Annotated in this window: 10 protein-coding genes; 5 read left to right on the forward strand and 5 right to left on the reverse strand. The window is 67.5% G+C overall.

Annotated features, from left to right (window positions below; all coding sequences use genetic code 11):
- Positions 1–31: 31 nt before the first annotated feature.
- On the reverse strand, positions 32–8,974 hold the full coding sequence (locus tag AC1DIQ_RS01690; RefSeq protein ID WP_478049342.1) for a two-partner secretion domain-containing protein: 8,943 nt from the start codon (positions 8,972–8,974) through the stop codon (positions 32–34).
- A 55-nt stretch (positions 8,975–9,029) separates the two neighbouring features.
- Positions 9,030–10,778 carry a ShlB/FhaC/HecB family hemolysin secretion/activation protein gene (locus AC1DIQ_RS01695; protein ID WP_478049343.1) on the reverse strand — a complete coding sequence of 583 codons (1,749 nt, stop codon included), beginning with the start codon at positions 10,776–10,778 and terminating at the stop codon, positions 9,030–9,032.
- 412 nt (positions 10,779–11,190) lie between these two features.
- Here AC1DIQ_RS01695 and AC1DIQ_RS01700 point away from each other — a divergent pair, with 412 nt between their 5' ends.
- The 5 genes from AC1DIQ_RS01700 (at position 11,191) to pgaD (ending at position 18,417) form a co-directional block, all read left to right on the forward strand.
- Positions 11,191–12,402 carry a CynX/NimT family MFS transporter gene (locus AC1DIQ_RS01700; RefSeq protein WP_478049344.1) on the forward strand — a complete coding sequence of 404 codons (1,212 nt, stop codon included), beginning with the start codon at positions 11,191–11,193 and terminating at the stop codon, positions 12,400–12,402.
- Between the two features lie 344 nt (positions 12,403–12,746).
- The gene (pgaA, locus tag AC1DIQ_RS01705; RefSeq protein WP_121038163.1) at positions 12,747–14,783 is read left to right on the forward strand and encodes a poly-beta-1,6 N-acetyl-D-glucosamine export porin PgaA; all 2,037 of its coding nucleotides are present in this window, start codon (positions 12,747–12,749) and stop codon (positions 14,781–14,783) included.
- 10 nt (positions 14,784–14,793) lie between these two features.
- Positions 14,794–16,689: a poly-beta-1,6-N-acetyl-D-glucosamine N-deacetylase PgaB gene (gene pgaB / locus AC1DIQ_RS01710; protein ID WP_183073743.1), complete on the forward strand. Its 1,896-nt coding sequence runs from the start codon at positions 14,794–14,796 to the stop codon at positions 16,687–16,689.
- A 7-nt stretch (positions 16,690–16,696) separates the two neighbouring features.
- Complete coding sequence (gene pgaC / locus AC1DIQ_RS01715) at positions 16,697–17,944, forward strand: poly-beta-1,6-N-acetyl-D-glucosamine synthase (protein ID WP_121038166.1); 1,248 nt, start codon at positions 16,697–16,699, stop codon at positions 17,942–17,944.
- Entirely contained in the window at positions 17,941–18,417 is a 477-nt protein-coding gene (gene pgaD / locus AC1DIQ_RS01720) for a poly-beta-1,6-N-acetyl-D-glucosamine biosynthesis protein PgaD (RefSeq protein ID WP_121038169.1), read from the forward strand. The genes pgaC and pgaD overlap by 4 nt, the downstream gene beginning before the upstream one ends.
- Positions 18,418–18,449: 32 nt before the next feature.
- Here pgaD and AC1DIQ_RS01725 read toward each other — a convergent pair whose 3' ends face one another.
- From AC1DIQ_RS01725 to AC1DIQ_RS01735, 3 genes are read right to left on the reverse strand one after another with little or no spacing between them, the layout of a single operon-like run.
- The gene (locus AC1DIQ_RS01725) at positions 18,450–19,712 is read right to left on the reverse strand and encodes a glutamate-5-semialdehyde dehydrogenase (protein ID WP_478049345.1); all 1,263 of its coding nucleotides are present in this window, start codon (positions 19,710–19,712) and stop codon (positions 18,450–18,452) included.
- A 35-nt stretch (positions 19,713–19,747) separates the two neighbouring features.
- Positions 19,748–20,896: a glutamate 5-kinase gene (gene proB / locus AC1DIQ_RS01730; RefSeq protein ID WP_152152726.1), complete on the reverse strand. Its 1,149-nt coding sequence runs from the start codon at positions 20,894–20,896 to the stop codon at positions 19,748–19,750.
- A gap of 13 nt (positions 20,897–20,909) precedes the next feature.
- Positions 20,910–21,170: a YciI family protein gene (locus AC1DIQ_RS01735; RefSeq protein ID WP_282263435.1), complete on the reverse strand. Its 261-nt coding sequence runs from the start codon at positions 21,168–21,170 to the stop codon at positions 20,910–20,912.
- Positions 21,171–21,231 lie beyond the last annotated feature (61 nt).

Here is a 21,231-nt window from a genome sequence, read left to right on the forward strand (position 1 = left end):
TACCTTTTCTTTGAGGGATGGAGGAGGGATGTCATCGACTGGCACCGGCAAGAATGGAGATCGCGGACCAGACCTGGGGCGGCAGCGCCTTCGCCATTGCGAAGGGAGCCGCCACGGGAATCGCGACGACGGTCCAGCCTTCGTGGAAGGTGGACAGCGCCCATGGACGGCCACGACGTGCATTCCCCTGCTCATCGTACAACCCTGCAAGTTGCCCGCCGATCATGTCATGCGGGCCGGCGAAGTACTCGATCAGCCTGTCCTGCCAGTCTCCTGGCTTGTAGGGGTCGCCTCGCAGCGTCCCTGTCCAGCCTTGGATACCCCCAGTTACGCCGCCCAGTTTCTTGCCTTCCTCCGACGCCAGGTACTGGGCGAGGGTCAATCCCCCCTGTTTATCGTCGAACTGCACGCGTCCCAGCGAATCCAGGGCAAGTGTGCCGTCTGGATTCGTTGCACAGCGGATGCTGCCAGGTCCGCACAGCTGATCCAGGTCCACGCGGGTTCCCCCGATCTTGAACTCATCGCCATCCACACCGGCACTCTTTCCGTGGATGTTGTCCAGTGTCGTCACGCCGTCGGTGACACCCGGGAACAACTGCGAGTTCTTGATCATCTCCTGCCGCATCCAGTCCGCCGCACTGGCCAGCGCCTCCTTGGAGACCGCGCTGGTCGCCGAACCGGTCACCGCGCCGATCAGGATGTTGAGCATCTTCTCCTGCGTGCGCAGTTCATCGGCTTCAGCCTGCAGCGCAGCCTTCTGCTCCGGCGTGTCGGCGTGTTCGTAACGCTCCTTGATGCTGGCGCCGCGGCTGGCCACATAGCTGCCCACGGCACTGTGCGCCTGCTGGGTGAACGCTGCGCTGATCTGCGCTTCGGCCTGCACCTTCTGCGCGAGCTCCACCGGATCCCAGTTACGGATCAGCCCGTTGGCATCGTCGCCACTGAGCACACCGCGATTGAGGCTGGCCAGGGTGTCGTCGATGCTCTTGCCGGTCCTGGCCAGCTGCGCGTTGCCATCGGTGATGGTCAGCGCGCCTGCGCTGATGCCGCTGCGGGTGGTGCTGGCATCGCTGCCCTTGTCGCTGGCATAGCCGGGTGCGGCGGCGCTGGCATCGTTGCCATAGTTCTGCCACGACCAGCTGCTGCCCTGCCCGGCTGCACCGGTGGACCCGGGCGTGCCGTCGTTGCCACGGCCGCTGTTGCCGCCATTGGACGGGCCGCCTGTGCCGCTCTTGCTGAAGCCGCCGGACAGGCTCAGGCTGCTGGCCTTGTAATCGCTGCGGTTGTCCAGATCGCGCACGCTCAATGTGCTGGTGATCAGCTGGTTGCGACCGTCGGCGATGGCCTGCTCGCTGGAGGCGATCACGCCACCGATCAGATCGGTATTGCCGCCTACGCGCACCTGGTAGCCACCGTCGCCCGCCTTGATCCCGCTCTGCTCGACAACACTGGCGTAGTCACCATCGACCTTGGTGTTGCCGTAGCTGGCGCTGCCGGAGAAGCCCAAGCCGACCGTGACACTGCCGCCGACACTGGTGTCCTTGCTGTGGAAGGTGGAGGTGTCCTGCAGGCTCTCGATGTTGAGGTCGCCGCCGATATCGGCGATCACCTCGCGGCCGCTGGCCACCGCGCCACGCAGGGTGGTGTCGCCACCGGATTCGAGCACCAGCGCGTTGCCGGCGTTGACGTGGCTGTTGGTCCACTGCACGTCGGTGCCCTCGCCCTTGCCCTTGGAGCCACTGGCGTTGGCGGTGATGCCCGCACTGGCACCACCGGAGCCGATGCTGATGGCCACGCCGACACCACCGCTGGCCGCGCTGCTCTTGCGATCGGTTTCCTGCGTGTTCTTCGCCGCCAGCAGGGCGATATCGCCATCGGCCCGCAGGTAGGCGTTGTTGCCGGCGTTGATGGTGCTGCCAATCACGGTCAGATCCGAGTCCTTGCCCGCGCCCGTGGCACTGATGCGCACGTCGCCGCCCGCGGTGATGCTGGAGCCGGCTGCGTTGTCATGCGTGGTGGTGGTCTTGCTGTCGCTGCGTGCGCCGCCCACGGTGATGGAGATGTTGATGCCGCCCGCCGCGCCCGGATCGGCCTGCACCGCACCCACCGCTGCCGCCGTATTGAGCACGGTGGTCGCCGCCGCCAGCGTCTTCATGCGGCTGTCGTCGGTCTGGCTGGCCGCCTTCTTCATCTGCTCGGCGCTCTGGATCGCCGAGATCACCGGCGCGGTCAACGCCACCGTCAGACCAGCCTGGCGGAATTTGTCCTCCTGGGTGGCGACGCCGGTCTCGCGGGCTTCCACGATATCGACCTTGCGCGCGTGGATGTCGACATCGCCCACCGGCGCGACAACGTGGCTGCCGACCTGGCGGTAGTTGTTGCCCGCCACCATCACCACGTTGCCCGCGGTGGAGCCGATGGTGGACGCCGCGGCACTGGTACTCACGTCCTTGGCATCGCGGCTCTGCATCTGCGTGCCGACCGTGAACGCGACGCCGCCGTTGTAGAGGAAGCCGCTTTCATCCTTGCGCTTGTAGTGGCTCTCGCCGCGCGTGTTGGTCGCCGCCTGCACGGTCAGATCATTGTCGGCCAGCAGCACCGTACCCGCATCGGAGACCACGTTGCTGCCGGTCACGGTGATGTTGTTGCCACGCACTGCCACCTGGTGCCCGCTCAGCGTGCTGGCGATGGCCTGGGTTTCTTCCAGGCTGTCGCGCGTGGTGTTGGTGGTGGACTTCAACAGCCCGCGATGGGTGTGCTTGCGGCCCTCGCTCCAGTTGTTGCTCTGCTCGCCGCTGGCGATGCTGACGTCGTTGTCGGCCATCACCGAGATCGCGCCATCGCTGCTGTAGACCTGCGCGGCGCGCAGGTTCACGTCATGCCCGGCCTGCAGTTGTACCGCCCCGGCGGTATCGAGGGTGGTGCCGACCTCCCGTTCGTAGCCTTGGCGCAGGTAGTTGTCGTTGTTGCGGACATTGTTTTCCTGGCGTGCCTCGGTGACCGTGCCCAGGGAGAGATCCCGGCCCGCCGCGAGCAGGGTCTGGCCCTGTGCACCGGTGTTGACCACCTGGGCGCCGTCCATGCGCAGATCGCGGCCGGCCTTGGCCAGCAACGTGGCGCCCTGGTCGCTCACGAACAACCCGGCCACGCGATCGATGTTGGTCCGGCTGAAGTCGCTCAACCCCGCGGTGTTCTGACCGCTGCGGGTGGTGGTGACCATGTTGAGATCACGGCCGGCGCTGGCGACCAGCACGCTGCGCGCATCGATCAGGCCGCCGAGGTTGTCCAGATCGGTACGCGCGTTGGCATTGACCGTGTCACCGCTGATGCGGCCGTCGAGGTTGCGCAGGTTCTGCGCGTCGATCTTCACCGCGGTGCGGCCAGCAATGGTGCCGCTGTTGACCAGGTCGCCGCGCAGGTTCAGCTCCACCGAGCGGCCGGCCAGCAGCGTACCGGTGCCGTCGATATCGCCGGGGCGCACGCGCACATACACCTGCGGAACCAGTGCGGTGGTGGTGCTGCCATCGGCCAGGCTGACGCGCTGTTCGACCAGCCAGACGATGTCGCTGGTGAGCTGGGCCATCTGTGCCGGGGTCAGCGCCACGCCGGGGCGCAGGCCCCATGCGTCGGCGATGGTGGCCGCGTTGTCGAGCAGCGCGCGGTACTGCGCTTCATCGTCGGCGTAGCCGTCCAGGAAGCGGCGGCCGGTGAGCTGGGCGACCTGATCGCGGACCAGCTTCTGTTCGTAGAAGCCATCGCCCAAGCGCTTCTGCACGTTGGCCGGGTCCACGCCCATCTTCTGCAGCAGGTACTCCGAGCCGAGCCAGCTGCGGTAATCGGCAAAACGCGGATCGGTTTCGACCAGGTACTGGCCGGCATCCGGGCCGCTCTGGAACAGGCTGCTCTGCGGCAGTTCGGCCTCCACGCCGATGGTGCGGATCACGGTCGGCTGGTTGCCCGCCGCACCCTGCGCACCGGTGCCGGCAGTGCTGCCGGGCCCGGCCAGCGAGGCCACGCTGGCGCTGACTTCGGTCACCTGGCGCTGCCCACCCACGGCACCGGCCTCGGCTGCGCCACCGACCTGCCCACCGACGGAACCGGTGCTGACGCCGCCCACCTGATAGCCGCTGCCACCGTCGCGGGTGTGCTCGGCCGTCCGGGTGACGCCCAGGTTGATGGTGCGCACTTCATCGGCCGGGCGATAGGCGATCTTCCGGTCCCACTTGCGTTCGTGATAGCGCTTGAAACCACCGCGCCAGCGACTGTAGGTGTACTGGCTGGTGCCTTCCTCGTGCACCCGGTACTCGCCGAATGCATCGATGTTGCGCAGGTTGCCCAGGTCGCCCAGCAACGCACCGCCGGCCAGGATCTGGCTCTTGTCGTTGATCAGCTCATCGCCGCGTAGCGTCATGTTGCCGCCGGAAATGACGCGACCCGGCGCGCTGGAGGCGACCTGGGTTTCGTACTCGGTATGGGTGACGTCGTACTGGGTCCAGTCCTTGACGTCGCCGTTGCCGTTCTTCCACCAGTACTTGCCGGCGCGGCTCCAGCTGGACCAGGTGAACTCGCTGGCATCGTGCATGCCCGGCGTGCCCTTAGGCTGGATGTACAGCTTCTTGGTCGGGCCCACCACCATCACTTCAGTGGTGGCGAAATGCTCGTTGCTGTTGAGCAGGCGCGTGGCATCGATGGTCAGGCCACCCAGCGATTCGATGGTCGCGCTGGCATTGTGCACCGAGCCGGCGCGACCGACTGCATGCCCCTGCGCATCCAGCGCACCGCCGATGTTGAGTGCATTGTCGCCACCGCCGGCGCTGAAGATCAGCGCCTGCTCGCGGTTGACCACGGTGCCGGCGCCGATGTCCAGGCGCTCACGCGCGGCAATGGTGGCCGCGCGGGTCACGCCCTCCAGCGTTTCGTCACTGTTGACCAGGGTGTTGGCACCGATCGACAGGCGGTCGCCATAGATGCGACCGGTGCCGACGTTGAGGATCACATCGGCATCGACGCGGGTATCCACGCCGTCGATCAGGCCTCGGTTGCCGAGCACGCCATCGGCGCGCACCTGGGTGCGGATGCCGCTGATCTCACCCGTGGCGAGGTTGTCGATCTGGCGTGCGTGCAGGTTCAGATCCCCGGCCTGCACCTTGCCTGCATTGGTCCACAGCCCCTGCGTGGAAACGGTGGCCTTGCCATTGGCGGTGATCTGGCCATCGTTGCGGTAGTCCTGCTGCAGCGCCAGCACCAGGTCGCCCTGCGACAACACCCGGCCCGTACCGTTGAGCGCGTTGGCATGCAGCGTCTGGTTGCCCGCCGACAGCAGCGTGCCGTCGGTGTTGCCGACCTGGCCGGCGTGCACGTCCAGGCTGCCCGCCGAGGACACCAGCCCCTGCTGGTTGAGCAGCACATCGGCCGCCTGCAGGGCGATCCGCTGGTCGGCGGCGATCATGCCCGCGCTGTTGTCGATCTGCGCAGCGGTGAGGGCCACGCTGCGGCCCTGCAGGCCGAGCGGGATACTGCCGCCGGTCGTGTTGCGGTTGTCGATGCGCGCGGCGTGGGCGACCAGATCGCCGCCGGCCACGGCCAAACCGGCCTGGTTGACCAGCTCACCGCTCAGATCCAGCGTCAGATTCTCGCTCGCCTGCAGGCGGCCGCCGCTGTTATCCACGCGCTGCGCCTGCAGCAGCAACGAGGCCCCGCTACCCACCTGCCCGCCGCTGCGGTTGTCCAGCGAGGCCAGCCGCGCATCCAGCGCCGCCTGCGCCTGGACAAGGCCGGCCCGGTTGTCCAGCTCACCCGCGCGGAGGGTCAGCCCGGCACCGCTGACGATACCGCCGCGCGCGCCCGCCTCGGTGTTGCCCAGGCGCTGGCCGTGGGTATCGATGCGCATCGCCGCACTGGACTGCAGCAGGCCAGCGCGGTTCTCCAGCGCACCACTGCGGATATCCAGCGTGCCGGCGGTGGCGGCGAGGATGCCCTCACTGTTGTCCACGCCCCCCAGGCCCGTATCGAGAGCAACGGACGCGCCCGCCAGGGTGCCACGCACGTTGGTCAGCCCCTGACTGGCGACCGAGAGCGCACGTTCGGCCTGGATCACACCGGCGGTGTTGTCGATAGCGCTCGCGCTATCGAGCGTGACATCGCCCTCGACCGAGGCCAGCGTGCCCGCCTCACGGTTGACGATGCGGCCGGCCTGCACCTGCAGCGTGCCGTTGGCAGCAACGGTGCCGGCGCTGTTGTCCAGCGCCTGCGTCACCGCCACGCCGAGCGTATGGCCCGCGTTGACGGTGCCGCTGTGATTGTCGAGGCTGCCGGCGCGCAGCTGCTGCGCACCACCGGAGGCGATCAGGCCACCCTGGCGGTTGTCGAGCAAGCCGTCCACGCTCAGCTGCAATGCACGGTCACCGGCCGCCTGGACCGTGCCAGCCTGGTTGTCCAGCTGGCCAGCCTGCAGGGTCAGATCGCCCGCGCTGGCCAGTGTGCCGCGCTGGTTGTCGATCACACCGGCCACCTGCAGCGCGGAGGCCGCATTGCCTGCCGCCAGCAGCTTGCCGTCGCGGTTGGAGAGGCTGCCCGCCTCCACGGCGAGCGCACCATTGCCGATGATCTGTCCGCTGTCGTTTTGCAGCGCGTGGGTCACGCGCAGGCCAAGCGTGTCGGTGCCGGTGGCGATCAGCTCACCCCGACGGTTGTCCAACTGCCCGGCGTCGATCGCCAGCCGCACCGCCGAGGTGATACCGCCGGAGACGTCGATACGCTGTCCCTGCAGGTGTAGCGCGCCATTGCTCAGCAGCTTGCCGCCTGCCCCGGCCAAGGTCGCCGCGGTGACGTCCAGGCGGCCGCTGCCGGCCTGCTGCACCTGCCCACCCGCGTTGCTCAACAGCGCGGTATCGATGGCCAGATCGCCGTTGCTGGCGAGCGTGCCACCGCTGTTGTCCAGCGCGGTTGCCGCCTTGATGCGGTTGGCCTGGCTGCCGGTCGCCAGCAGCTGGCCGCCACGGTTGTCGAGCGTATCGACCTGGAGATCGAGCGTGCCGGCCTGCAGTTCCGCCTGGCGATGGTCGACCTGCCCTGCGCGCAGGCTGAGCGTTCCAGCCGTGGCGATCTCGCCGCGCTGGCCGTCCAGCGTGCCGGTGGTGAGCTGCAGGCCGTCGCTGCCGGCGTGCAGCAGCGTGCCATCGGTGTTGACCAGCATTGCACTGGTCAGCGCCAGCGAAGCGGCGTTGCTGGCGAGACTGCCGTCGGTGTTATCGAGCGTGCCTGCCACCTGAAGCTGCGCGGGTGCAGTGCCGCTGTGGGCGATCTTGCCGCTGCGGTTGGACAGCTGCATGGTGCGCACATCGAGGGCGCCGCCCACATTCAATGCGCCCGCGTCGTTGTGCAGTGCCTGGCCCTGCACGCGCAGGTCGCGCTGGGTGGTCAGTTCGCCCTGCCGATTGGACAGCAAACCACCGTTCACGCTCAGGTCGCGCACGCCGATGCTGCCGGCGTCGTTGTCCAACCCACTGGCGCGCAGATCGATATCGCCACCGGCCAGCACCGCGCCGGCATTGTTGTCGAGCAGGCCGGCAATCACCACGCGGCCCTGCGCGAGCGGCGCGGTGGTCGGCGGAATCACGCCCGGCGCGCTGCCGTCGGTGCTGCCGTTGCCGGTGCCCGGTGTTCCTGGGTTGCCCGTGCCTTCCCCCGTGCCTGGCGTCGTCGGTGCGGTGCCATCCTGCTGGGCCAGCGCGCCGATGCTGCCCTTGTCGCGGTTGTTCAGCTGCCCACTCTCTACCGCCAACGCCTGCACACCCGCCTGCTCGATGCGCCCGTCGCGGTTGACCAGCGAGGCGGCTTCCACATCCAGACGGGTGCCATTGAGCTGGCCGCCGCGGTTGTCCAGATCCTGGCCGGTGCGCAGGTTCAACTCGCGACCCGCGCTGACCAGACCTTCATTGCGCACACCGCCGCTGGCCGCGATGCCGGTGTCGTCGCGCGCCTGCAGTTTGCCGGTGTTTTCCAGCCGGCCATCGACGGTGACCACCAGCTCACCGGTCTGCGCGCCGAGATTGCCGGCGTTGCGCACGCCTACCCCATGCTCGGTGCCCATCAGCAGAATCTTGTTGGCATACATGCCGCCGAGCTGGGCGACGTCGAGCGCGTACTGCGGCGTGCTGCCGTCGGCCGCTTGGGCCTGCACGCGGCTCAGATCGGCGCTCACCGTATTGGCGCCAGTGGTGACCTGCAGCTGCTGTGCCCAGAGGCCCGCATTGAGCTGCACCGAGCGCGCGATCAGATCGGTGTAGTCGACCCGGCTGGCATCCATGCCGGCGCCAAAGATATGGATTGCCCCGCCCTGCACGCGATAGCCCTCCAACGCGCCGCCGTTGAACGTCGGCGTGCCGGTGGTCAGGGTGATGCGGTTGGCGTTGATGAAGCCGCAGCCGTCGCAATCGATACCAGCGGGGTTGGCGATCACCACCTGCGCGCGGTCGCCGGCCACTTCCACGTAGCCGCGCAGCTGGCTCGGGTTGGCGCCGTTGATCTCGTTGAGGATCACCCGTGCGGTGCCACCGGCCAGCCACGGATTGCCCTGTACCCAGCCACCGAGCTGGGACTGCGTGTTGCCGCGCGAATTGTTGAGGATGGCGCCCTGCTGGTCGACATCGAAACGCTGGTAGGTATTGCGCGAGACACCCGCCGCACTGGGGGTCTGGATGTTGATCTGCGGCGTGCCGTTGGCGGTTTCCAGCACGGTCGGGCGCTGGTTGCCGGGCGCGTTCGGATCGGCCACCACCTGCGCCGCGGCCAGGCCGCTCACGCCGACCCAGCCCAGCATCACCCACAACGCGAAGGCCATCGGGCGCAGTGCCGCCGTGCGATCGCCATCCTGCCCGGTACCGGCGCCGCCGGGGCGCGGGGTGATTTCCGCGGCGACCTGCCAGAGCATGAGGGCGTGGTTGAACACGAGGCGGTACAGATGCTTGTTCATTACAATTCCTTTGTGTGCGTGCGGTCGGTGCGGCGCGAACGCGCCCGCACTGAAATCAGAACGACCAGCTCAGGGTGAATCCGGTGACCGTGTACGCGTTCTGGAAGCCAGACGGCTTGTTCAACGGGGCGCCGACGAAGCCGTCCCAATACAGGCCGCGATAGGACCCGCGCAGGCCGATCACCGTGCCTGCGAGGTCATTGCCCAGCTGCCATTGCGTGGCGCTGCCGCCGACATGGCCGTAATCGGCGCCGACGTAGAACTCCTGCCCACCGCCGAGTGCCAGGCCGATGTCGTTGCGGATGAGCCAACCGCGTTCGCCCATCAGCGACATCTCGCCATCGAAGCCGCGCACGGTGTAGCGGCCACCGATCGCGAAGCGGTCCTGCGGCACCAGCCCGCCACGGTTCCACTGCGCGCGCCAGCTGCCGGTGTAACGCAGGCGCTGCTGGCCAAGCTGGAACGGGACGCTCAGCTGGGCGTCGGCGAAGTAGATCTTCGGGTGCGAGGTGGCTTCACCGAACAGTTCCTCGGGCGCTGCGATCGAGCCGAATGCCCCGGTGCCGCGGCGGAAGCCGACGGTGCCATCCAGCGTGGCCTGGCCGATGAAATGCCGGTGGTTCAGGCCGAGTTCCCAGCCGCCCATGCGCCGGCGCTGCACCAGGATTTCGGTGTCGTCGATGAAGTTGCGCGAGTCGCGCTCCCACGCGCGCAGGTACATGCTGGTCTTGCTGCTCGCGTTGCGGAACAGCAGGCGCGTTGCCCGTACTTCGGCGTTGTAGCTTTCGCCGCTGTACAGATACGACTGCTGGTTGCCGGCCACGGTCTGCTCGTATTCGTAGCCGCTGCGCGTGGCGCCGAACAGCCAGTAGCCGACAGGCACGGAGTAGTGGAAGGTGAAGCCCTTGGTGCCGCGCTTGCCGCCGCTGAACACGTCATGGTTGAGGTTGACGTAGAACAGGTCGTTCTGGCGCAGCGCGTGGTCCAGCGACATCGTCGCACCGGCCTGGGTCTTGCCGGTGGCCTTGCTGCCGGAATCGTCCAGGCTCAGGTTGAAGCGCACCAGCCGCTGCTGCGACCACTGCACGACCAGGTCGCTCTGCCCGGGCGCGGCATCGGCGCCTTCGGCCGGGCTGATCTGGATGTCGGCCTCGGCGGTCGGCACGCGCTTGAAGTTCTCCAGTCCCTGTTCGATATCGCGCAGGTTGAGCAGGTCGCCACTGCGCGCGGGGATCGCATTCCACAAGGTGGCGTCGCGATGGGTGCCCTCGGCGAACCGGATCTGGCGCAGCGTGCCGGGTACGACGGTCAACTCCAGCGTGCCAGTGGTCAGGTCCTGCGGTTGGGCCAACACGCGTGTGGTGACAAAGCCGCGTTCCACGATGGCGTTCTGCACGCGCGACATCACCACGTTGATCCCGGTGGTGCCCAGGCAACGGCCAAGCGCCGGGTCGCCTTTGACGTTGGCCGCAGCCAGCGCCCACTGGAATCGCTCGGCCTGCTCACCGCCCAAGGTGATGCGTTCGATCACGAAACAGGGGGCCTCATCGGTGGGCAGCCGCTCCGGGGCCGCTACCGGTGCTTCCTGCAGGCGCGCATCGGGCCGGGTTTCAAGCTGCTCGCGCAGCGCGCGTTCGCGCTCCTGCTGGCGGAGCAGTTCCTGATCCGGGGCAGGCAGCTGCTGGGCGTGCACGGGCGAGCAGATCAGGGCGAGCGCGGCCGCCAGCGGGGCCAGCAGCCATGCGCGCGGAGAAGCGCCGTGAGTACCGGCGCGAGCCGGGGTGGGGAATACGTTGTTTGGCATGCAGGATCTCGAACGTGGGCTGGCACGAACCATCGTTCGCTATAGACCGCCCCTATGGAGGCCCGCCAATTTAAGAGCTATTTGCGACATGAAAACCGTCAAAAACCCCACTCACTCGGTAGGACAATCACCCGTCGGCGTGTAGGTATTTTCCTAAATAGTCATTTTTTTGACGTAGCTCACATGGAAGGAGATCGCGCGACCCTTGTTGTGAAGACGTTTTCACACGTAGCGCCTGCCGAGGGCCTCGATGAGGGACCTGTCGGGATCGAACCCGTACAATGACCGGTCCTGGCCCCGCCTTCGGCGGCGGCCCAGTCCCCTACCCCGCAGATGCCGGCCGCTGGCCGGTCTCTGCCGTTGCACCCGCGTGCCTGAGGCCGCGGTGCGCCACCTGTCAGGAAGCATGCTGATGACTCACCCCACTTCACCGTCCCAGTCCCTGCTGCACGGACGCCTGCTGGCCTTTGCCGCCATCCTGCTGGCGGCCTTGAACCTGCGCACCGCGGTCACCTCGCTGACCCCGCTGTTGGATGTGCTCGGCCAGACCTTCGGCTTCGGCACCACCATGACCGGCGTGCTCGGCATGCTGCCGACGGCCGCCTTCGCGCTGTTCGGCGTGACCACCCCGGCAGTGGCGCGCCGCCTGGGCCTGGAGCGCACCGCCCTGCTGGCGATGAGCCTGGCCACCGTGGGCCTGCTGCTGCGCTCGATGGCCGGCGGCGTGGGCAGCCTGCTGTTCGGCTCGGTGGTGGCGCTGGCCGGCATGGGGATCGGCAACGTGGTCGTACCGCCGCTGGTGAAGCGTTACTTCGCCAACCGCGTGGGCACCATGAGCACGCTCTACATCACCGTGCTGCAGATCGGCACGATGATGCCGGCCCTGCTGGCGGTACCCGTCGCGCAGCAGGTGGGCTGGCGCGTATCGCTGGGCATCTGGGCGCTGATGTCGCTGGCTGCGGCACTGCCGTGGCTGATGCTCTCCCGGGCCCGTCCGCACCCGGACACGATCAGCGCCGCCAGCGATCCCTCCAGCGCGCCGCACGGCAAGGTCTGGAAGACCCCGCTGGCGTGGGGCATGACCCTGATGTTCGGCATGACCTCGTTGATGACCTATTCGATGTTCACCTGGCTGCCGCGGATCGTGGTCGAGGCCGGTGCAACACCGGCATTCGGCGGCATCATGGTGGCGATCTTCGCGGCCTGCGGCCTGCTGCCATCGCTGACCATGCCGGCCCTGGCCGTGCGCCTGCGCAATCCTTTCGGGCTGGTGCTGATCGGCTTCAGCGCGTTTCTGATCGCCTTCGCCGGCCTGTTGTTCGCCCCGATGAAGGCCCCGTGGCTGTGGGCGGTGCTGCTCGGCATCGGGCCGTCCACGTTCCCGTTGGCGTTGACCCTGATCAACCTGCGCACGCGTACGCCGGCCGGCTCGGCGGCGTTGTCCGGCTTCATGCAGGGCGTGGGCTATGCCTTCAGCTGCCTGGGGCCGTTCCTGTTCGGCTGGCTGCACTCGGTCAGCGGTGGCTGGCACCTGCCGTTCGGATTCCTGGTGCTGTGCGCGGTGGTGCTGTTGTGCGCCTCGTGGGTCGCCTGCAAACCGCAGAAGCTCGAAGACCAGTGGTAAGCGCCCCGGCGCGTCCATCTACACGCGCTGTGCGCAACTGCTGACGTAGCGTGTCGCTAACTGACCCGGTGGGCTGCACCGGGCAGTGTTCGGAGCCTCTGGCGTCGCCAGCCGGCTGAACAGCTTCATGGCAATGGAGTGCGCTGTCCATGTTAGCGACATGGTCTGAATCCGTAGCAATTCAATGGCTTGCCTTCCCCTCCGGGTTCTACCCGGGGGCTGATCGGCCGTGCCCGGCCATTAACGATTTGGCAACAACTGCGCAGTCAGGCACGATTGGCATGTGATGTGCGTCACACTTTTGACGCAACACACCTTTGAAAGGATGCTCCAAGGGGGGTTCCATGTACGACCATCGGCCGCTGGCGCTCAGCGTCGGCCTGGCATGCGCCGCACTCGCTTTCTCCACTCCGGCCACCGCAGCCGCCGACCCGCAGGCTGACGCGTTGGCCGAGATCGGCCACTACCGCGACCAGGCCCATTGGCTGGATGCACTGGCCGCGATCGAGCGGGCACGGGTGCAATCGCCCGACGACGCACTGCTGTATCGCCTGCAGGTGCTGACCCTGGCGGACATCGGCAACGCGCACCGCGCCTGGCAGCTGTATCTGGCGCGCCCCACCCTGTTCGATGCGGCACAGAAAGAACGGCTGGAAGGCAATTACCTGGCCAAGCTGGTGGGCTGGAGCCTGGCCTATGGCCCCAGCGAGGACACCCGCCTGGATGAAGCCGATGCCGCGCTGGTGCAGATGCAGCAGTACCTCGAACGCGATGGCACCCCCGTGCAGCAGGCCCCGCTGCGGATCCGCTATGACCGGCTGATCCTGCTCAACCGGCTGGGGCGTCATGCACAGGTGCGCGAGGAGTACCGCACGCTGCTCGCCGAGGGCCACCCGGTGCCGAACTATCTGCTGGCCGCCGTCGGCGATTCGCTGATGGCCACGCAGCATCCGGCCGAGGCGATCCCGGTGCTGGACGCCGCGCTCAAAGCCGATCCGTCGCTGCCGCAGGCGCGCTCGGAACTGGCCTATGCGTATCTGGAGGACGAGCAGGCCGACACCGCGATCGCCCTGCTGAAGAAGTGGCAGGCCGATGAGCCCGCGTGGCGCTGGGCGAACGGTGCCAAGGCACCCTATGCGAACTGGCCGCGCTACGAGGCCGACCTCAACCTGGCCATGGTGCGTGCCTACAGTGGCGACCTGCCCACCGCCCAGCGCGATCTGGAGAAGATGGTCGAGATCGGCCCGGGCAACACCGGCACGCAGTCCTCGCTGGGCAACATCTACCTGATGCGTGGCTGGCCACGACGGGCGCTGGAGCGCTACAGCATGGCCAACACGCTGGACCCGCGCGACGTACCTGCGCGCCTGGGTCAGTACGACGCCTATGTACAGGTGCAGCGCGATGACCTGGCACGACCGGTCCACGACACGCTGCTTGCCGCCTACCCCAACCAGCCCTCCGTGCAACGCATGGACCGCAGCTGGCGTGCACACCGTGGCTGGCAATGGCATGCCTACGCCGAAGGTGGGCGCAGCTCGGGCGGTGGCGGTGCATCGCCGCTGGGCAACGATGACGGCCGCTACGGCGTGGAAGTGCAGTCCCCGGTGCTGGACGACCGCTGGCGCCTGGTCGCGTTCGCCGATCGGCGCAGCGTGGATTTCCAGGACCAGACCATCGACCCGTTGCGGATCGGGGCGGGCACGCGCTACCGCTACGGCCGCGCCGATGCCGAAGCCTTCGTCAACCGCGCCAACGACCACATCGGCGATACCGGCCTCAGCGCCGGGTTCGGCTGGCAGTTCAGCGATCAATGGCATGCCGGCATCACTGCCGCACGCAATGACCCGGATGCCTCGATGCAGGCACGCGTCTCCGGCATCACCGCCGACAGCATCGCACTGGCGGCCGACTATCGCCGCGACGAGCGCACCCACTGGAGCGTGGGGGCCAGCCAGTTCCGCTACGACGACGGCAACCGTCGCGATACCGTCAGCACCGCCATCGAGCAGCGCCTGATGACCCGGCCGACGGTGTTCCTGGACGGTCTGGGCAGCGTGTATGCCAGCCGCGGCAGCCGCGATGATGTGCCCTATTTCAATCCCTCCGAGGATCACTCGGTGGAGATCGGCCTGCGCGTGGACCAGCAGTTATGGCGCCACTACGAACGCCACTTCCGGCATCGCCTGACCGTCTCCGTGGGCCAGTACTGGCAGCAGGGTTATGGCAGCGCGATCGTGCCCTCGGCCGAGTACCGCCATGAGTGGCAGCTCGGCGAAGGCCGCATTTTCGAGTACGGCATCCGCTGGTCGCGACCGGTCTATGACGGACAGCGTGAACGACACATCGGCCTGGATGCCGGCCTGCGGTGGGGAGAATGACATGCGGCACATGGACTTGAAGCGCTGGACCCGCTGGCTGTTGCTGGCCCTGCTCACCGCGGTGCTGCCGGCCCAGGCACAGCAACCGCCGGCCGTACTTGATGCCGCCGACAACGGGCTGCTGGTGCTCAGCTACCACGACATCCGCGACGAGGTCGCCGCCCGCGGCGACCCGGACGCGTATGCCGTGAGCACGCAGAACTTCGCCGCACACCTGGACTGGCTGTCCGCGCATGGGTATCACCCGGTGTCGCTGTCGCAGCTGATCACCGCCTCGCAGGGCGGCACGCCGCTGCCCCCCAAGCCGGTACTGCTGACCTTCGATGACGGCCTGCGCAGCGTGTACAGCAAGGTCTTCCCGCTGCTGCGCGCCTACAACTATCCGGCGCTGGTCGCGGTGATCACCGACTACGTGGACATGCCGGCCGGGCGCCAGATCGACTACGGCTACCGCCCGTTCACCCGCGATGATTTCCTGACCTGGGCGCAGCTGCGCGAGATGCAGAAAAGCGGACTGATCGAACTGGCCAGCCACACCGACAACCTGCACCATGGCGTGCAGTCCAATCCGCAGGGCAACTCCACCCCGGCGGTGATCACCCGGACCTACGATCCGGCCCGCAGGACCTATGAAACCGCGGCCGACTACGAGACCCGCCTGCGCGCCGACCTGGGCCGCAGCGTGGAGCGCATCCAGCGCAATGTCGGCGTCAGCCCCAAGGCGATCGTGTGGCCGTACGCGGCCTACAACGCGCTGAGCAACGACATCGCCGAGCAGCTGGGCATGCCGGTCTCGTTCGATCTGGAAGGGCGCAGCACGCCGGTCAAGCGTGATCTGCACGGTCTGGCCCGGTTGCTGGTGACCAACAACCCGACCGTGGTGCAGCTGGCTTATGAACTGCGCCGCGATGTCGAACGCGATGGCATGCGGGCGCTGCAGATCGACCTGGATGCGGTCTACGATGCCGACCCGGTGCAACAGGGCAAGAACCTGGATGCGCTGATCGACCGGGTCAAGAAGATCGGCCCGACCCACGTGTTCCTGCAGGCCTTCGCCGATCCGGACGGCAACGGCTCGGCCGATGCGCTGTACTTCCCCAACCGCCATCTGCCGATGCGTGCGGACCTGTTCAACCGCGTGGCGTGGCAGCTCAAGACGCGCGCGGGGGTGAAGGTGTTCGCCTGGCTGCCGGTGCTGGGCTACGAGCTCAAGGATCCGGCCATCCGCAAGGCGCTGGCCATCGAGAGCCCGGAAAGCGATGGCATCTTCCGGCTGGACTTCACCCGGCCCCAGGTCCGCAAGATCATCGACGACATCTACGAAGACCTCGCGATCAACTCGTACTTCGAGGGCCTGCTCTTCCACGATGACGCCTACCTGCGCGACACCGAGCTGACCCAGCTTCCGCAGGAAGGCGATGACGGTGCACGTACCCAGGCCCTGATCGACTTCACGCTGGAGCTGCGCACCGCCGCGCAGCGCTGGCGGCCGAAGCTGGGCACCGTGCGCAACCTGTATGCCCAGCCCGTGCTGGAACCGCAGAGCGCGAGCTGGTTCGCCCAGCGTCTTGACCTCTTCAACAAGGCCTACGACCACACCGCCCTGATGGCGATGCCGTGGATGGAAGGCAGCCGCAGCCCGGAACGCTGGCTGGACCGGCTGGTGGTGGCGGTGAAGCAACACGATCCGCAGTTGTCGCAGACGATGTTCGAGCTGCAGACGCTGGACTGGCGCACCGGCAAGCCGATCCCCGGCGACCGCCTGCGCGCGCAGATCCGTCGTCTACAGGCGCAGGGCGTGCGTCATTTCGCCTGGTATCCGGATGACTTCATCGCCGGACGTCCCTCCACGTATGACGCGCGCGCGGCCATGTCGGCCCGCAGCTTCCCGTACGAGGAAAAGTGAGGTCGCCATGCATCCTCTTCTCTACACCTTGTTCCAGTTCGCCTTCTTCTACCCGATGGTGATGGCGTTCTTCTGGATGTCCGGCGGCCTGTATTACTTCTTCCGGCGCGAACGCAAGGCACGCGACCGTGATGATCCGCCGCCGATGGCCGAGTATCCGTTCGCGTCGATCCTGATCCCGTGCCACAACGAAGCGGAGAACCTGGACGACACCCTCGGTTCGGCGCTGAAGCAGAACTACCCGGACTTCGAAGTCATCGCCATCAACGATGGCAGCAGCGACGATACCGGGGCACGGCTGGATGCCCTGGCCGCCCTTCACCCACGCCTGCGCGTGGTGCATCTGGACCGCAATCTGGGCAAGGCCAATGCGCTGCGCATGGGCGCACTGGCGGCACGCTCGGAGTTCCTGGTGTGTATCGATGGCGATGCGATGCTGGAGGAGTACGCCACCCACTGGATGGTCTGGCACCTGACCTCCGGCCCGCGCGTGGGCGCGGTCACCGGCAACCCGCGCATCCGCAACCGTTCCACCCTGCTGGGCCGGCTGCAGGTGGCCGAGTTCTCCTCGATCATCGGCATGATCAAGCGCGCGCAGCGGGTGTATGGGCGCATCTTCACCATCTCCGGGGTGATCGCCGCGTTCCGCCGTACTGCCCTGCATCGGATCGGGTACTGGTCCGACGACATGGTCACCGAGGACATCGACATCAGCTGGCGCCTGCAGCTGGATCATTGGGACATCCGCTACGAGCCCAATGCGCTGTGCTTCATCCTGATGCCGGAAACGCTGAAGGGGCTGTGGCGGCAGCGCCTGCGCTGGGCCCAGGGCGGCGTGGAAGTGCTGCTGCGGCATGGCGGCTCGCTGTTCCACTGGCGCAAGCGCCGCATGTGGGGCGTGCTGCTGGAGTACATCCTCAGCGTGCTGTGGGCGTACACGATGCTGGCCATCATCGTGCTGTGGGCACTGGGCAAGTTCATGACGCTGCCGCCCGAGCTGTACATCGCCACGCTGCTGCCGCAGTGGCATGGCGTGATCCTGGCGCTGGTCTGCCTGCTGCAGTTCGCCAGCAGCCTGATCATCGACCGACGTTACGAAACGCATATTGGACGTAATTACTTCTGGGTGATCTGGTACCCGATGGCGTACTGGCTCATCAGTCTGTTCACGACCCTGGTGGCGTTCCCCAAGACGATCTTCAAGCGTCGTGGCAAGCGCGCGGTCTGGGTCAGTCCTGACCGGGGTATCCGATGAACACTGTCAAATCCACCCGCCGCTTCGACTCGCGGCTGATCCAGAAACCGCGCCAGCAGCCACGCCTGCAGCGTACTGCCTGGGGCTTTGTGACCATCGCCTTCTGGGCGTTCTACTTCTACCTGTGGGCACCGTTGGTGACGCTGATCTCCTGGCTGCTCGGCGGGCGGATGGCCTGGGCGCAGCTGTACGAACAGAAGCAGACGGTCGATCCGTTCGTGGTCATCGCGCTGCCGGTGATGCTGGTGTGCTGCGCAGCGCTGCTGATCGCCTGGGCCGAGTACAACCGCATGCGGTTTTCGGGCAAGGAGCGCCGGCTGCCGCATGACGATGTGACCCGTGAAGAGATGGCGCACGACCTGGGCGCGAGCGCTGCGGTGGCATCCCTGCTGGCCGATGGCAAGGCGGTGACCCTGCACATGGATGACCACGCGCGGCCGGTGCGGGTGACAGCGCAGGCGCTGGCCGGTTGAGGCTCGTGCCGGCCGCTGGCCGGCACGACCGATTACGTGCGTGTCTGGCCTTCGCCGCGGACGACGAAGCGCTCCACGGTGAGCGCTTCCAGTCCCATCGGGCCGTAGGCATGCAGGCGGGTGGTGGAGATGCCGATCTCCGCACCCAGGCCGAGCTCGCCACCATCGGAGAAGCGCGAGGAGGCGTTGACCATCACCACCGCTGAGCGCAACGCGTGCACGAAGCGCTCCGCCGCCGCGGCATCCTCGGTCGCGATCACTTCGGTGTGGTCCGAGCTGTACTGCTGGACATGCGCGAGGGCGTGGTCGAGGTCTTCCACCACGCGCACGGCGAGGATCAGATCCAGATACTCGGCGGCGTAATCGTCTTCGCTGGCTGCCTCTGCATCGGGCAGCCACTGGCGTGCCACCGCATCGGCGCGTAGCTGCACCCCACGTTCGGCCAGCGCTTTCGCCGCCAAGGGCAGGAAGGTCGGCGCGAGGTCGGCATGGACCAGCAGCGTCTCCAGCGAGTTGCAGGCCGACGGCCGGCTGCACTTGCCATCCACCAGCAGGCGCAGCGCCAGTGCAGGATCGGCGGCGCGGTCCACGTACAGATGGCAGACGCCCTTGTAATGCTTGATCACCGGTACGCGGGCATGCTCGGCCACGAAGCGGATCAACCCTTCCCCACCGCGTGGAATCGCCAGGTCGATCAGGTCGTTGAGCTGCAGCAGCGCCAGCATGGTCTCGCGGCGCAGATCCTCGACCAGCGTCAGTGCTGCATCGGCAATGCCGGCCTCGCGCAGCGCGCGCTTGAGCGAGGCGGCAATCGCGGTGTTGGAGTGGATCGCCTCCGAACCGCCGCGCAGGATCACGCCGTTGCCGGCCTTGATGCACAGCGCTGCCGCATCGGCGGTCACGTTGGGGCGCGCCTCGTAGATCATCGCGATGACGCCCAGCGGCACGCGCACCTTCTGCACGCGGATGCCATTGGGGCGCACATCATCGCGGGTCACCTGGCCGACCGGATCGGGCAATGCGGCGACCTCGCGCAGGGCGGCGGCGATACCGGCCAGACGCGGCGGGTTCAAGGCCAGGCGATCCAGCATCGCCGTGCCCACGCCCTTCTCCGTGGCCGCAGCAAGATCGCGGGCGTTGGCGGCGAGAATCGCATCGGTATCGGCGTCCAGCGCGGTGGCCATGGCCTCCAGCAGTTCGGCCTTGGCGGCGGAGGACAGCTGAGCGAGTTGCTGGGCAGCCTCGCGGCAGGCCAGCGCCTGGGCGCGGATGTCGGTAGTGGAGCTGGCGACCATCTCAATATCCTTGAAAAAACACGGTGGGGACGCAATCACAACAGCACCAGATCGTCACGGTGGATGACGTTGCCACCGTAGTTGTAGCCAAGCACGCTTTCGATGTCGCGCGAGTGGCGCCCGGCGACGCGGCGGATGTCGCTGGCCGAGTACTGGCTGACGCCACGGGCCAGGCAGACCTCGCCGGCCTCGGTGCGTTGCCGGATCTCGACCATGTCACCGCGGCGGAAGTCCCCCTCGGCACCGACCACGCCGCCGGGCAGCAGCGAGGCGCCCTTGCCACGCAGCGCATCGGCCGCACCGGTATCGACCAGGATCGCGCCCGGTTCCAGCGGTGCGTGCCGCAGCCAGTATTTGCGCGCGGCCACGCGGGTCTGCGCGGCATGGATGCGGGTGCCGAAGAGGCGGCCCTGGCTGAGCGCGCGCACCACCTCGGCGCTGCGCCCGTTGAACAGGCAGGTCTCGATGCCGACACGGCCGGCCTTGGCTGCGGCCTCCAGCTTGGTATGCATGCCGCCGGTGCCCGCGCCGCTGCCGGCCCCCCCGGCCATCGCCAGCACCTCGACGGTCAGCTCGGGCACATCGTGGATCGGCCGCGCCTGCGGATCACGCCGCGGGTCGGCGCTGTACAGGCCGTCGATATCGGTGGCGATGAACAGCACATCGGCGTCGATCAGCGCAGCGACGGTCGCGGCGAGATTGTCGTTGTCGCCGAGCTTGAGCTCATCCACCGAGACGGTGTCGTTCTCGTTGACCACCGGCAGCGCGCCCAGCCGCAGCAGTTCGTTGAGCGTGGCCCGGGCATTGAGGTAGCGGCGGCGGTTGCGCAGGTCGTCATGGGTCAGCAGCACCTGCGCCACTGGACGTTCGAAGAAGCGCTGCCACAGCCCGATCAGCTGTGCCTGGCCCAGCGCGGCCAGTGCCTGCCGTGCCGCCATCGCCGCCCCGGCTTCCAGCGCGCGCGGCACGATCGCCCGGCCCGCGGCGACCGCGCCGGAGGACACGATCACCACTTCACGCCCGGCCAGGACATTGGCCGAGACGAACTGGGCCAGCCCCAGTGCGTGGCGGGGCGAGAGACCGCCGCCGTCAGCGGCCAGCAGGCTGCTGCCCACTTTGAGGACGGCACGTTTCCACTGCGGAACGGCTTGTTCGGTAAACGGCGAAGGCACGGGCTGGTTCATAGGGTCGGCGCGCTCAGCGCGTGCTCCATTCGTGGATACGGGCGGTGGCACTGCCGTGCACCAGCAGCGGATCAGTGTCGACCAGCGCCTGCGCGGCGGCCAGGTCGGCGATGTCCTGCAGCACGTAGGCGCCACCGCTCTTGTCGGTGAAGCCCCCGGTCAGCAGCAGCTGCCCGCGGGCCCGCACCGCATCGAGAAAGCGCACGTGCGCGGCGCCCACGTCATCGCGGAAGTCCGGCGTGCGGGTGACCATCACCAGGTAACAGGTTTTCATGTGGGTCCTTTTCCCGGGCTCGCCCGGCAAGACGTTACAAAAACGGCGGCCTTGCGGCCGC

Source organism: Stenotrophomonas sp. 05L413 (assembly GCF_056397945.1).

Bases quoted from the DNA above. Each gene is read 5' to 3' on its own strand.
- AC1DIQ_RS01690 (WP_478049342.1), bottom strand. From the start codon at position 8,974: ATGAACAAGCATCTGTACCGCCTCGTGTTCAACCACGCCCTCATGCTC.
- AC1DIQ_RS01695 (WP_478049343.1), bottom strand. From the start codon at position 10,778: ATGCCAAACAACGTATTCCCCACCCCGGCTCGCGCCGGTACTCACGGC.
- AC1DIQ_RS01700 (WP_478049344.1), top strand. From the start codon at position 11,191: ATGACTCACCCCACTTCACCGTCCCAGTCCCTGCTGCACGGACGCCTG.
- pgaA (WP_121038163.1), top strand. From the start codon at position 12,747: ATGTACGACCATCGGCCGCTGGCGCTCAGCGTCGGCCTGGCATGCGCC.
- pgaB (WP_183073743.1), top strand. From the start codon at position 14,794: ATGGACTTGAAGCGCTGGACCCGCTGGCTGTTGCTGGCCCTGCTCACC.
- pgaC (WP_121038166.1), top strand. From the start codon at position 16,697: ATGCATCCTCTTCTCTACACCTTGTTCCAGTTCGCCTTCTTCTACCCG.
- pgaD (WP_121038169.1), top strand. From the start codon at position 17,941: ATGAACACTGTCAAATCCACCCGCCGCTTCGACTCGCGGCTGATCCAG.
- AC1DIQ_RS01725 (WP_478049345.1), bottom strand. From the start codon at position 19,712: ATGGTCGCCAGCTCCACTACCGACATCCGCGCCCAGGCGCTGGCCTGC.
- proB (WP_152152726.1), bottom strand. From the start codon at position 20,896: ATGAACCAGCCCGTGCCTTCGCCGTTTACCGAACAAGCCGTTCCGCAG.
- AC1DIQ_RS01735 (WP_282263435.1), bottom strand. From the start codon at position 21,170: ATGAAAACCTGTTACCTGGTGATGGTCACCCGCACGCCGGACTTCCGC.